Genomic DNA, 12,859 nt, shown 5'->3' on the forward strand with positions numbered 1-12,859 from the left:
TCTACTCCAATTCCGTCATCGGGATATACCCCATCTTTTTAACGGTCGGCGCAAATTCTTCGCTCTTGACAAAGTCGATAAACGCTCGCACCTCTTCCTTCGCTTCCCCTTTGGTAATCATGTATTCATACGACCAAAACGGGTATTTTTCCGTGCGGATGTTCTCCACCGTCGGTTCAGCGCCGTCAATTTTTACTGTTTTTAAGTTTTTCTTTTCCCCGATTAAATACGACATCGCTACATAGCTAACAGCGCCCGGCGTCGAACTGATCGCTTGCTCGACCGCCCCGTTTGAATCCTGAACCGTGCCGATCGAATCGTTGATTTTCACGTCTTTCATGATCGTTTTCTCAAATGTCGCCCGCGTGCCCGATGACGCCGGACGGTTGATCACGTGAATGGCTTCATCCGGTCCGCCGACTTCTTTCCAGTTTTTGATCTTTCCGCTGAAAATATCTTGAATTTGCTTCGTTGTTAAATTATCGACCTTCACATCGTCGTTGACCACAATCGCAAAGGCGATGCCGGCCACTTTATGGTCAACGAGCTCTGACGCTTTCGATTTGTCGTCCAGTTTCTCCGCCGCCGGCACATCAGAGTTGCCGATTTGCACGGCGCCAGCTGCCACTTGGTTGACGCCCGTGCCGCTGCCGCCGCCTTGAACGGTGATCGACACGTCCGGATATTTTTCCATAAACGCGTTTGCCGCTTCTTCTGCCAGCGGCTGAAGCGCTGTAGATCCCGCTAGGGAGATAGTGCCGGAGTAAGTTTCTTCTTTCTTCGTCGTTCCTTCATTGCCGCCCGCGCTGTTATTTTCAGTCTGCCCGCAGCCGGCCAAAACGCCGGTCATCAACAAGGCGGCCAATCCCAATTTAACTCGTTTGCTCCACATCAAGTAATCCCCCTTTTGTTTTCGTACTTTCAACGTACAAGACCATTGTAGCGAGACATTGTTAGGCCCTTATAAAGCGGTTGTTAAGTTTCTGTAAAGACCAAAAACAGGAATATTTTCAAAGCCGTCGAGCCTTGAAGGCAAAGAAGAACTGTGATGCCGTTTTTCAAAATTGGAGACATTCTTTTGTTGAGGGGTTTTCCCCATGAAATCAACGACCTTACTAAGAAAGGCATATTTTCTCTGGACAAGCATACATATGAATGAACGATAGATGTACACAAGCGGAGGAAGCGCCATGAAAAAATTCATTCTTCTCCTATTTCTCATTCTTTCCAGTTATATCGTTTACCGCGATCTTGCCATCGGAACGCTCCACCCTTCGTCTGAAACAGCAGCAGCCATTGTCCAGTCGAAACAAGCGCCCATGCCGTACCGGACCGTGACAGTTCGCCCCGGCGATACGTTGTTGTCCATCGTCGAGAAAGAACTCGACGGTCCATTGCCCGTTCCGCTTGAGCAGCTGATCCGTGATTTTGAACGGTTAAATCCAGGCGAACATGCGCAAACATTAAAAATCGGGAAAACTTATAAAGTGCCGATCTATCGCTAACCGACGAATCGCTTGTCAAACGGCGGATGGCACTGTTACAATAATGCAGAAAGCGACTTGAATGTTAAAGGAGCGAATTCCCGTGGGTGAAATCATCCATCGTTCAAAGACGCGGCCGGTCCGCGTCGGTCCGCTGACAATCGGCGGCAGCAACGAAGTCATCATTCAAAGCATGACGACGACAAAAACGCACGATGTCGAAGCGACGGTGGCGCAAATCCACCGCCTCGAGGAAGCGGGGTGCCAAATCGTCCGCGTCGCCTGCCCGGACGAGCGGGCGGCTGAGGCCATACCGGAAATAAAAAAGCGAATCAACATCCCGCTTGTCGCCGACATCCACTTTGACTATAAATTGGCGCTGAAAGCGATCGAAGGCGGCGTCGATAAAATCCGCATCAATCCAGGCAACATCGGGCGCCGCGAAAAAGTCGAAGCGGTCGTGAAAGCGGCGAAAGAGCGCGGCGTACCGATTCGCATCGGCGTCAACGCCGGATCGCTTGAAAAACGCATTTTGGAAAAATATGGCTATCCAACGGCCGACGGCATGGTTGAGAGCGCCTTATATCATATCCGCATTTTAGAAGAACTTGATTTTCACGATATTATCGTTTCGTTAAAGGCGTCCGACGTACGCCTCGCCATTGAAGCGTACGAAAAAGCGGCGCGCACGTTCGACTATCCGCTCCATGTCGGCATCACCGAAGCGGGAACGCTTTTTTCCGGCACGATCAAAAGCGCGGTTGGACTCGGCGCCATTTTAAGCAAAGGCATCGGCAATACGATCCGCGTTTCGTTAAGCGCCGACCCGGTTGAAGAGGTAAAAGTGGCGCGCGAAATTTTAAAAACGTTCGGACTCGCTTCCAATGCGGCGACGCTCATTTCCTGCCCGACGTGCGGGCGGATTGAGATCGATTTGATTCGCATCGCCAACGAAATCGAAGACTATATCGCCAAAATTCAAGCGCCGATCAAAGTCGCCGTGCTCGGCTGCGCTGTCAATGGACCAGGGGAAGCACGGGAAGCCGACATCGGCATTGCCGGCGCCCGCGGCGAAGGCTTGTTGTTCCGCCACGGCAAAATCGTCCGAAAAGTACCGGAAGAGCAAATGGTGGAAGAGCTGAAAAAAGAAATCGACAAGCTGGCGGAAGAATATTTTGCAAAGCAAAAGGAAAACAAAGCCGCTCTGAAAGGCAACGCCGCCCAATGAGCGGAATTTTCCTGCACAACCAAAAAGGGCGTCCCCGCTTGGGGACACCCTCTCGCTTTTTTTACGTATAAAACGGCATAATAAACAGGCGGACGAGAATGGCGATGACGCCGATGCCGATGGCCCACGCACCGAGCGTTTCTGCGCCGCGCCGGCGCGCGATAAACCCGACAATAATGCCGGCCGCCCCTAACAAAATCGGCCAGATAAACAAGGCGATGATGGACAGGGCCAAAGCGAGCCAGCCGAGCCCGGCGCCGTCCGCACGTTCTTCGTCCCGTTCGTCGCCGCGGCGAATCGGTTCAGCGACTTCCGCCGCTGTTTCTTCCATAAAATTGCGTTCTGGTTCCTCTTTTCCGATCGATTGCACGTAACTTCCGTTATACGTGCGCTCGCGGTCGTCTGCCATATGCTTCCCTCGCTTTCCTAAAGTAAGAAGCATTATTAGTATGGGAAACCGGCGTTATTTTATCAGTGTGAATATTTTCTAATAGGAGGGTGAAACGGTGAAAAAACGGCTTGGCATCGACATTGACGGCACGGTGACATGCCCGAGCACATTCATTCCGTATTTGAACGAAGCGTTCGGCAAAGAGCTCGCATTAAGCGATATTACGCAATACAATTTGGCGCCGTTATACGGCGTGACGGAGGAAGAAATGGACCGCTGGCTTGAGGAAAACGAAGCGGATATTTATGAGCGCGCTCCGCTTGCCCGCTATGCGCTTGAGGTGATCGACAGCTGGAAAGACCGGTATGAGTTGTATTACATCAGCGCCCGTGGCCGCCATTTGTACGATCTCACCGAGCACTGGTTTCGGCGGCACGGCGTCCATTACCACCATATTGATCTGATCGGGTCGCACGACAAAATCGCCGCCGTCCGCCAATATAAGCTGTCCGCCTTCTTTGAAGACAAGTACGACAATGCCTGTGAAATCGCCGAAGCATGTGGCATTCCGGTCATTTTGTTTGACACCCCATACAACCGAGGCCCGCTCCCCGAAAACGTCATCCGCGTCAACAACTGGCTCGAAGCAAAGCGAGAAATCGAACAGCGCCTCCGGCCATAAAACAACATCTCCCTGCTTATACAGGGAGATGTTGTTGGCATTGCGGACATGTGCCGTAAATTTCAAACTTATGGTCAGCGATCTCATAACCATCGAGCTTCTCGGCGAGCACATCCATTGGACATGCGTCAATTTCTTTTGTTTTTCCACACTGGATGCAAATGAAATGATGGTGATGGCGGCGGGCGCCGCAGGCAAAACGGAAATGTTTTTCCCCGGACAGCTCGGTCATCTCCAAAATGCCAAGCAGCGTAAAGAGCGACAAATTGCGGTACACTGTATCAACGCTCAAGCCCGGATAAGCGGGACGGAGCGCTTCAAGCACGTCTTTGGCCGTCAAGTATTTGTCGCTTTCGGCAAATAACTCCAACATTTGTCTCCGTTTTTCCGTATATTTAAATCCTTTCTCTTTCATCAACTGCAACGCTTCACCAATATTCATCGCTGCCGCCCCCTTTTCCATCCCAATACGAAAAGTAAAATGGCAACCGCTACGATGACGATCGTCCCGCCCGGCGCCCAATCGAGCTCATACGCCGCCCAGAGCCCGGCGATGACGGCCAGCTCCCCGAACAAAATCGAAAGCCCGATCGCCTGTTTAAAACTTTTGGCGATGCGGATGCTCGCCGCCACCGGCAACGTCATGAGCGACGAGATGAGAAGCACGCCGACGATGCGCATGGATGCGGCGATGACAAGCGCGACGAGCACAATAAACAAAAAGTGGATAAATTTGGTACGGACACCGGAGACACGGGCGTATTCCTCATCGAATGAAAGGAGAAACAGCTCTTTGTAAAACGTCAAAATCACCATCGCGGCAGCTGCGGCGACAGCAAACGCTGTCCAAACGTCAGCGCGGCTGACGGCGCTGACGCTGCCGAATAAATAGGAAAACAAATCGGTCGTAAACCCGTTGGCCATCGAAATGAAAATGACGCTCAAGCCGATGCCAGCCGACAAAATGATCGGAATGGCGAGCTCCTCATAATGGCGGTAAACGGCGCGCAGCTTCTCGACGAAAAGCGACCCGGCGACGGAAAAGCCCATGCCGATGTAAAGCGGATTCCAGCTGGCGGCCGCCGGGGCCGATGAACCGAGCAAGAGCCCGGCGGCAATGCCGGCGAGCGTCACATGGCTCAATGCATCGGCGATGAGCGACAGTCGCCGAACGACAATAAAGACACCGAGCAATGGCGCCGCAAAACCGGTCAAAACGCCGGCAACAAACGCATTGCGCAAAAATTCGTATTGCCAAATGGCTTCCCACACGTGTCATTCCTCCACCGTCATCGTTTCGTTCCGCCCGTTAATGCTCGTGAGAGAGAACGTGGAGCGGATGACCATAAAACTGCGAAATCGCCTCGTTGCCAAGATGTTCGAACTCTTCCGCCTTTCCATGGAAATAGAGACGCTTGTTTAAGCAGGCGATATCGGTCACCCGGTCCGTGATCGTCCCGATGTCATGCGTCACTAAGATGAGCGTTAAGCCGCGGCGGTTCAAATCGCCAAGCAGCTCGTAAAACTCGTGCACATGGCGGGCGTCCACGCCGACCGTCGGCTCGTCTAAAATGAGCAAATCCGGCTTGCTCGCCAACGCGCGGGCGATAAACACCCGCTGTTGCTGGCCGCCGGACAGCTCCGCGATATTGCGCTTTGCCAGGCCGCTTAGCCCAACGGCCGCGAGCGCTGCTTCGACCGTCCGGCGGTCTTCGTGTGTCAGCGGCCGAAACAAGCCGCGTTTGGCCACCAATCCGCTCGCCGCCACTTCCTCAACCGTCGCCGGAAAGCTGCGGTTGAAGCTGTTCGCTTTTTGCGACACGAAACCGATCCGATGCCATTCGCGAAATGATTCGATCGGCTCGCCGAACAAGAAAATGCGGCCGCTGTTCGGTTTTAACAAACCAAGCACACATTTAAGCAGCGTCGATTTTCCCGAGCCGTTCGGGCCGACCAATCCTAAAAACGCCCCTCTCGGCACCGTTAAACTGACATGCTCAAGCACGTTCTCTTTTTCATAGCGGAACGACACATCCTCGATTTGCACAACAAGCCCATTTTCCATGGCTGTTCTCCCTTGATAATTCAGAATCATTCCGATTTACCTTCCTAATGCAAGTATACCCCACCATCGGCGTTTTGTAAACCTCAATGAATCGCTGATTTAAAGCGGGCCCCGCGCACTTCATGCGTCGGCATAATGGTGATGAACGCATCCGGGTCGATTTCATTGACGATCGATTTTAGTTTTGTCACTTCCAAGCGCGTGACGACTGCATAAATGATTTCCTTTTGCTCGTCCGTATATCCGCCTTTGCCGAGCAATTTTGTCGTCCCGCGGCCGAGCCGGTGCAAAATGGCGTCGGAAATTTCCTCATAATGATCGGTCACAATAAAGGCCGCCCGCGTCTCGTCAAGCCCTTCAATGACCGCATCGATCGTTTTTGAGGCGATGTAGTACGTCATCACCGAATACATTGCCGGCTCGAGGCCAAACACAAACGCCGCCCAGCCAAAAATAAAGACGTTGACAAACATGACGAACTCGCCGACCGAAAACGGGATTCTTTTCGTCATCAAAATCCCTAAAATTTCCGTCCCATCGAGCGATCCGCCATGACGGATGACCAATCCGACGCCAAGCCCGAGCGACAACCCGCCAAAAACGGTGGCTAAAATCGGCTCGGTTGTCAGCGGGGAAAAATGGTGAAACAGCCGTTCGGTGACGCCGAGGATGACGACGCCTAAAATCGTTGACAGCATGAACGTTTTCCCGATTTGCTTGTAGCCGAAATACATGAACGGGGCGTTTAAGAGGATGACGAGCGTGGCGAAATTGAGCAGCCGCCATTCGTCCGGAGTCAAGTAGTCAAGAATCAGCGATATGCCAATGATGCCGCCGTCGATCATTTTGTTCGGAACGAGCAGCCGCTCGATGGCAAACGCCGCCAAAGAGGCGCCGATGGCGATCATCAACACTCGATACATCACATGGCCTAGCGGTTCTTTTTTATGCTGTTTTGGCGCCAAACTACCACCCTTTCCCTTTTTGCTTTTTTCTATTATACCATACACGCCTTTTCCATTCACGTCATATGATGGAACAGAAGCAAGGAGGCGGCTGCTATGAACATTTACCAACAGCTTGTCAAGCAAAAATTAAAAACGATCACCCCGGAAGAACTCGTTGCGTACAGCCGAGAGTACGGCTTGCCCATCACGGTCAGCCAAGCGAAACAAATTCTTCATCTCGCCCGGACGAACGACATTAACGTCTTTGACCCCGAGGAGCGGAAAAAATGGGTGCGAGAGTTAGCGAAAATCACTTCGCCGGACATCGCTCGAAAGGCGAACGAGCTATTTTTGAAATTCGTGCAAAAAAAATAAAAGGGCGCATAGCCCTTTTTTCATTCCGCCCCAGCGGTGATTTTTTCAAGCAACTGATCATCGAACGACTGCGCCCGCAGCATGGCGATTTCGTATTTGTACGGTGGTTTTTTGTTGTTTTTGTCTTCGCCCACGTATGGGGTTTCTAAAATTTTCGGAATATCCTCAAGCTGCGGGTGATGGACGATATAGTTGAGCGCAGCAAACCCGATATGGCCGAAACCGATGTTTTCATGGCGGTCTTTCCGGCTGCCGCGCGGGTTTTTGCTGTCGTTGATGTGCAGTACTTTCAGCCGCCCGAGGCCGATGATCCGGTCAAACTCCTCAAGGACGCCGTCAAAATCGTTGACGATGTCATAGCCGGCGTCATGCGTATGGCACGTATCAAAGCAAACGGACAGCTTGTCATTATAGGCGACGCCGTCGATAATGTACGCGAGCTCCTCAAACGTTCGCCCGCATTCCGACCCTTTGCCGGCCATCGTTTCTAGGGCGATTTCAACCGTCTGCTCGCGCGTCAACACTTCATTCAGTCCGCGAATAATTTGCCGAAGTCCGGCTTCCACCCCCGCGCCGACATGAGCGCCTGGGTGCAGCACGAGCTGTTTTGCTCCAATCGCTTCCGTCCGCTCGATTTCCGCGTGCAAAAAGTCGACGCCTAGCGAAAACGTATCGAGATTGGTCGTATTGCCGATATTGATGATATACGGGGCGTGGACGACAATCTCTTCGATGCCGTGCGCTTGCATATGCTTGCGCCCGGCTTCGATGTTGAGCTCTTCAATCGACTTGCGCCTTGTGTTTTGCGGCGCCCCGGTGTAAATCATAAACGTGTTCGCTCCGTAGGAGGCCGCTTCTTCACTGGCGGCCAGCAGCATTTTCTTTCCGCTCATTGAAACGTGTGAACCGATTTTTAACATGTTCTTCTCTCCCTTTTCTTTGCGTTGAAGGCGGACGGCTATTATGATTTTTTGAAGCGGCCAAGCCGCTTTTTCTTCTTCTCCAGCTCCGCGCGCAGCTTTTTTTTGTAGCCCGGCTTCACCGGTTTCGCTTTTTTCAGTTTGGCGAAAAGCAGCGCCAGTTCGTCGTCTTTTTCGCCTGCCCGCTTGCTCCGCCGGTTCCACGGCGGCAGCTCCTTCCATTCGCCGCGTACGAGATCACGGTGGACAAACGAAATGCCCATTTTTTCCAACCTGGCAATCGCATCTTGGTCAGACGGCTCGTAAATCGTCGCCGCAATGCCGCTATAGCCGGCGCGCGCCGTCCGTCCGGCGCGGTGAATATAAAACTGCAGATCATCAGGCAGCTCGTAGTTGATGACATGACTGACGCCTTCAATATCGATGCCGCGCGCCGCCAAATCAGTGGCTACGACATATTGAAATTCCAAATCGCGGATGAGATTCATCATCTTTCTCCGCTCGCGCGGCGTCAAATCGCCGTGCAACACGCCGACTTTCACCCCTTGTTCAGCGAGACGGTCGGCGACCTCATCAGCCATTTTCCTTGTGTTGACAAATACGATGGCCAAATACGGGTTGTAGCTGATGAGCACATCATGAAGAAGTTTTGTTTTCTCTCGTCCGCGCAGCGGGATGAGCACATGTTCGATGTTTTCGTTCGCCGTCTGTTTCGGGTCGACGTGGACAAAGGTCGGGTTTTCCATATATTTTTTCAAAAACGGCTTCAGCTTTTCTGGAATCGTCGCTGAAAAGACGAGCATTTGCAAGTCTTTCGGCATCCGGGCAGCGATTTGGTCGACATCAGTGATAAAGCCCATATCGAGCATCAAGTCGGCTTCATCGACGACAAGGATGTGGGCCGTATGCACATCAAGCGCCTGCTCGCGGATGAAATCGTTGATGCGCCCCGGCGTGCCGATGACAATATGCGGCTGCACGTTGAGCTTTTCGAGCGCTTTTTGCTTATCCGTCCCGCCGATCAAGCAACGGGCGACGATCATCCGATCTTTCGGGCAAAACTTCGTAATTTTCAGCGTTTCGTGATAAATTTGCGTCGCTAACTCGCGCGTCGGCGCCGTGATGACGGCTTGCACTTCGGCGCGTTCCGGTTTGATTTTTTCAATGATCGGCAATAAGTACGCATGTGTTTTTCCCGTTCCGGTTTGCGATTGGCCGACCATGCTTTCGCCGCGCAGCGCCCCCGGAATGATGCGCTCTTGAATTTCCGTCGGTTTATAAAAACGAAGCGTCTTGATCGCTTCGATGATAAACGGTTGAAATGGAAAACGAGTGAACTGCGTTTCTGTCATCAAGCACCACTCCCTTCTTTGAACGCTCTCCCACCTACGCTAACGCTTAGAGGTGGGAGATTCTTGGGAACACCCGCCCCACGGCAGGCTATGAACCAAGCCATCCCCGTGCGTCCCACGGTTCGACTGCCTTACAAAGACAGCAAACGAAGCCCTTCCTGCAAAATAGTTCGGGCGGCGTTCTCGTCCCGATCGTGTTCGGCTCCGCAGTTCGGGCACACCCACTCGCGGATGTCGAGCGATTTCACCTCAATCTGCCGATGCCCGCAGCACGAGCACAATTGGCTCGATGGGAAGGTGCTCGCGACACGGACCACCGTCCGCCCGTACCATTTCGCTTTATACTCAAGCATCTTGAGAAAACGCCCCCACGCGGAATCGGAAATGCGTTTGGCCAGCTTGTGATTCTTCTGCATGTTCTTGACGCGCAAGTCCTCCACGCACACCACTTGGTTTTCGCGGATGAGGCGGGTGGACTCCTGTGCAGGAAATCGTTCCGGCAGTTGGCGATTTTCTCATGAAGCCTGGCCACCCTCAAGCGGGCTTTCTGCCAGTTCGAACCACCCGGCTTCCGGCGGACATCACCCGCTGCCAATAGGCCAGCTTCTCTTCGTATCGGCGCCAATACTGGGGGTGTTCGATCTTCTCGCCTGTGGAAAGAACCACCATATGTTTCAATCCCAAATCGACGCCCACTTGCTTGTCCGTTGCCGGCCATGGAGGGATTTCCGTTTCCACCAAGATGGAGACGAAATACTTCCCCGTTCGGTTTCGGCGAACGGTGGCGGAGAGAATGCGGCCTTCCACCTCACGGCTTTTGGCAAACTTCACCCATCCAAGCTTCGGGAGCTTCAAGCGATGGCCATCTACCTCGATGGATGGACGCCTTTTCTTTGGGTAGTTGCACTGGGCGGTGTACGATTGATTCGGGTGTTTTTTGCTTTTGAAGCGGGGAGCGTTCGCGATTCCATCGAAGAATCGGTCAAACGCCTCGTCCAACTGTTGCAACGCGTTTTGCAAGGCGGTCGAATCCGGCGCCTTCAGCCACGGGAGAGTTTGCTTCAATGCGGTCAACCGCTTGGAGCACTCGTTGTAGCCGAGTCCTCTTCCGGTGGTTTCATACGCCTGATTCCATTCGGCCAAAAAGTGATTATACACAAACCGGCAACATCCGATCGTTTGACGGATCCGTTCCGCTTGTGTTCGGGTGGGATACAGCCGAAAGCGGTAGGCTTTGTGCATGACCTTCCCTCCTTCCGCATAGAACATTTGTTCTATTGTCTATTCTACACCTTTTGTTCGTTGAAGGCAAGAGGGAGATCGATGGCGAATACCGATTCATCACCCACTTACGCTCACGCGTGGAAGTGGGGGTCTTCTCGGTTTAGGATGATAAATGAAACTGGAAGGTTTCCCATCTCGTTGGCCCAAAAGCGTGCCGTCTATTTTTCCGACTGTCGGCGGCAAGCTTTGACGCGACGGAAGACGGAACAACCAACCGTTTCACAAATCCATGCATCGGTCTGGAAGCGGTATTGTTCGGTCACCCGACAGTCGATCAAATACCGGCTGGCTCCATAAAAGAGCGTAAACGTTAACGTTTCAAATGGCATATGGGCACCGCTTCGTCCGCTTCACCATTATAGCGAATCGCTGCCCCCTGCCGCAACTAAAGACGATCCTGCAACAAACCTTTCCCGCCTTGCCCGCATATTGTAGAAAGGAGGACATTCGTTCATCCGCACGACCGAAAGGAGGAAGCTGCTATGAGATACAGTCGGCCCCCGATGATGCCTTCTCCGTTTGCCGGAAGGCCGCCAGCCCCGTTCGCCCGCATGCCGGCGCCGCCTTTCCGCCCCAGCGGCCCCGGTGGCTTCTTGGCCCGCTTGTTTTCGCGCGGGCAGCCGCCGGCTGCTGCATCGTCTCCGTGGGGGCTGCCGTTGCTGCCCAACGCCGCTAACACCGCCGCATCCAACACGGGCGGCGGTTTGGTTGGTATGTTAAACAACTTGCAAAAAATGCTTGGCATCGCACAAAACGTCATGCCGATGGTGCAACAGTATGGACCGCTCATCCGCAATCTTCCGGCGATGATCCGCATTTTCCGCGAGTTGAAACCGGCCGACGAAGGGGAAGGCGAAACAACGTCGGAAAGCGCACCGGCCAACGAAACGAAACAAAAGCCGGCCGCTCAGGCGCCAAAAAAACGCTCCGTTCCGCAGGCAAAGCGCGAAGAGCCGCAAGAAAAAGAAGCACCGGCCGCCCCGAAGCCGTCCAAGCCGAAACTGTATATCTAGTTTCTTTCCCCGCCCTAGCGCACCTGCTGTTTAGGGCGGTTATTCTTTGTCTTCTCCCCGGTGCTCCGATATAATGGAAGGTGAACAACCGCCGCACAACCGGCGGCAGGGAGGGAATATGATGGAAGTGATTAAAATTACCCCGCGCGGGTATTGCTACGGGGTGGTCGATGCGATGGTCATCGCCCGCAACGCGGCGTTGGACCCATCTTTGCCGCGTCCGATTTACATTCTCGGCATGATCGTCCATAACAAGCACGTCACGGATGCGTTTGCCGAAGAAGGCATCATCACGCTCGATGGTGAAAACCGTTTGGAAATTTTGGAAAAAATCGATCGTGGCACCGTCATTTTCACTGCCCATGGCGTCTCACCGGAAGTGAAAAAACGAGCGCTCGAAAAGGGACTTGTCACGATTGATGCGACATGCCCAGATGTGACAAAAACGCATCGGCTCATCGAACAAAAACTCGCCGATGGCTACGATATCATCTATATCGGCAAAAAAGGACACCCGGAACCGGAAGGAGCGGTCGGCATCAATCCGGAAAGAATCCATCTTGTGGAAACCATCGATGATGTCGAACGGCTGTCCATTCACAATGAGCGCATCATGGTGACGAACCAGACGACGATGAGCCAATGGGACGTCGCCGACATCATGGCGAAAGTGAAAGAAAAATACCCGCACGTGGAAATGCATAAAGAAATTTGCCTCGCCACCCAGCTTCGACAAGAGGCGGTCGCTGAGCAGGCGAAGGAAGCCGATGTGACGATCGTCGTCGGCGACCCGCGCAGCAACAACTCGAACCGCCTCGCCCAAGTATCGGAAGAGATCGCCGGCACGAAGGCGTATCGCGTCGCTGATGTGACGGAAATCGACATCAACTGGATTAAAGATGCGAAAAAAGTCGCTGTCACCGCCGGCGCTTCCACCCCGACGCCGATTACGAAAGAAGTGATCGATTTTTTGGAGCAGTTTGACCCGAACGACCCATCGACATGGAAGCGGGAACGGAAAGTGCCGCTGCAAAAAATCTTGCCGAAAGTGAAAACAAAGAAAGAAGAGTGACGGTTGTTTCGTCCATAAAGAGAGGCTGTCTTGGACAAACGGTTGA

General features: G+C 53.1%; 15 protein-coding genes and 1 pseudogene. 6 read left to right on the top strand and 10 right to left on the bottom strand.

Going from position 1 to position 12,859, the window contains the following annotated elements; all coding sequences use genetic code 11:
• Window position 1: 1 nt before the first annotated feature.
• Complete coding sequence (locus B1A75_RS13160) at window positions 2–892, bottom strand: phosphate ABC transporter substrate-binding protein PstS family protein (protein WP_074043515.1); 891 nt, start codon at window positions 890–892, stop codon at window positions 2–4.
• Between the two features lie 298 nt (window positions 893–1,190).
• Between B1A75_RS13160 and B1A75_RS13170 the strand changes: the two genes are divergently transcribed.
• A complete protein-coding gene (locus B1A75_RS13170; protein ID WP_042381076.1) occupies window positions 1,191–1,505 on the top strand; it encodes a LysM peptidoglycan-binding domain-containing protein in 315 nt (104 codons plus the stop codon).
• Between the two features lie 82 nt (window positions 1,506–1,587).
• Window positions 1,588–2,712: a flavodoxin-dependent (E)-4-hydroxy-3-methylbut-2-enyl-diphosphate synthase gene (gene ispG / locus B1A75_RS13175; protein WP_023634660.1), complete on the top strand. Its 1,125-nt coding sequence runs from the start codon at window positions 1,588–1,590 to the stop codon at window positions 2,710–2,712.
• A 61-nt stretch (window positions 2,713–2,773) separates the two neighbouring features.
• Here ispG and B1A75_RS13180 read toward each other — a convergent pair whose 3' ends face one another.
• Window positions 2,774–3,121 carry a hypothetical protein gene (locus B1A75_RS13180; protein WP_011231947.1) on the bottom strand — a complete coding sequence of 116 codons (348 nt, stop codon included), beginning with the start codon at window positions 3,119–3,121 and terminating at the stop codon, window positions 2,774–2,776.
• Window positions 3,122–3,218: 97 nt separating this feature from the next.
• On the opposite strand from B1A75_RS13180, the gene B1A75_RS13185 reads away from it, so the two are divergent.
• A complete protein-coding gene (locus B1A75_RS13185) occupies window positions 3,219–3,785 on the top strand; it encodes a nucleotidase (protein ID WP_042381078.1) in 567 nt (188 codons plus the stop codon).
• A 16-nt stretch (window positions 3,786–3,801) separates the two neighbouring features.
• Here B1A75_RS13185 and B1A75_RS13190 read toward each other — a convergent pair whose 3' ends face one another.
• The 4 genes from B1A75_RS13190 to B1A75_RS13205 form a co-directional block, all read right to left on the bottom strand.
• A complete protein-coding gene (locus tag B1A75_RS13190) occupies window positions 3,802–4,227 on the bottom strand; it encodes a Fur family transcriptional regulator (RefSeq protein WP_042381080.1) in 426 nt (141 codons plus the stop codon).
• Entirely contained in the window at window positions 4,224–5,057 is an 834-nt protein-coding gene (locus B1A75_RS13195) for a metal ABC transporter permease (protein WP_074043516.1), read from the bottom strand. The genes B1A75_RS13190 and B1A75_RS13195 overlap by 4 nt, the downstream gene beginning before the upstream one ends.
• 37 nt (window positions 5,058–5,094) lie before the next feature.
• Window positions 5,095–5,850: a metal ABC transporter ATP-binding protein gene (locus tag B1A75_RS13200; RefSeq protein WP_074043517.1), complete on the bottom strand. Its 756-nt coding sequence runs from the start codon at window positions 5,848–5,850 to the stop codon at window positions 5,095–5,097.
• Between the two features lie 83 nt (window positions 5,851–5,933).
• The gene (locus B1A75_RS13205; RefSeq protein ID WP_079936347.1) at window positions 5,934–6,815 is read right to left on the bottom strand and encodes a YitT family protein; all 882 of its coding nucleotides are present in this window, start codon (window positions 6,813–6,815) and stop codon (window positions 5,934–5,936) included.
• A gap of 96 nt (window positions 6,816–6,911) precedes the next feature.
• Here B1A75_RS13205 and B1A75_RS13210 point away from each other — a divergent pair, with 96 nt between their 5' ends.
• Window positions 6,912–7,172, top strand: a complete 261-nt coding sequence (locus tag B1A75_RS13210; RefSeq protein ID WP_074043518.1) for a DUF2624 domain-containing protein — start codon at window positions 6,912–6,914, stop codon at window positions 7,170–7,172.
• A 20-nt stretch (window positions 7,173–7,192) separates the two neighbouring features.
• Here the strand turns inward: B1A75_RS13210 and B1A75_RS13215 are convergent, their stop codons facing one another.
• The 4 genes and pseudogenes from B1A75_RS13215 to B1A75_RS19955 all read right to left on the bottom strand — a co-directional run bounded on the left by B1A75_RS13215 (window position 7,193) and on the right by B1A75_RS19955 (window position 11,057).
• Complete coding sequence (locus B1A75_RS13215) at window positions 7,193–8,092, bottom strand: deoxyribonuclease IV (RefSeq protein ID WP_074043519.1); 900 nt, start codon at window positions 8,090–8,092, stop codon at window positions 7,193–7,195.
• A gap of 41 nt (window positions 8,093–8,133) precedes the next feature.
• Window positions 8,134–9,444: a DEAD/DEAH box helicase gene (locus B1A75_RS13220; RefSeq protein WP_074043520.1), complete on the bottom strand. Its 1,311-nt coding sequence runs from the start codon at window positions 9,442–9,444 to the stop codon at window positions 8,134–8,136.
• A 131-nt stretch (window positions 9,445–9,575) separates the two neighbouring features.
• Window positions 9,576–10,686 (bottom strand): annotated as a pseudogene (gene tnpB / locus B1A75_RS13225) (IS200/IS605 family element RNA-guided endonuclease TnpB).
• Between the two features lie 200 nt (window positions 10,687–10,886).
• Window positions 10,887–11,057 (bottom strand): hypothetical protein, encoded by a 171-nt coding sequence (locus tag B1A75_RS19955; RefSeq protein ID WP_167367374.1) that lies wholly within the window; start codon window positions 11,055–11,057, stop codon window positions 10,887–10,889.
• Between the two features lie 153 nt (window positions 11,058–11,210).
• Here B1A75_RS19955 and vrrA point away from each other — a divergent pair, with 153 nt between their 5' ends.
• Together vrrA and B1A75_RS13235 are read left to right on the top strand one after the other, a co-directional pair.
• Window positions 11,211–11,741 (top strand): VrrA/YqfQ family protein, encoded by a 531-nt coding sequence (gene vrrA, locus B1A75_RS13230; RefSeq protein WP_074043521.1) that lies wholly within the window; start codon window positions 11,211–11,213, stop codon window positions 11,739–11,741.
• Window positions 11,742–11,862: 121 nt separating this feature from the next.
• Window positions 11,863–12,813, top strand: coding sequence for a 4-hydroxy-3-methylbut-2-enyl diphosphate reductase (locus B1A75_RS13235; RefSeq protein WP_074043522.1), 951 nt, complete (start codon window positions 11,863–11,865; stop codon window positions 12,811–12,813).
• The last annotated feature ends 46 nt before the right edge of the window (window positions 12,814–12,859 follow it).

Origin of the sequence: Geobacillus sp. LEMMY01, assembly GCF_002042905.1 — a bacterium.
Taxonomy (GTDB): domain Bacteria; phylum Bacillota; class Bacilli; order Bacillales; family Anoxybacillaceae; genus Geobacillus; species Geobacillus proteiniphilus.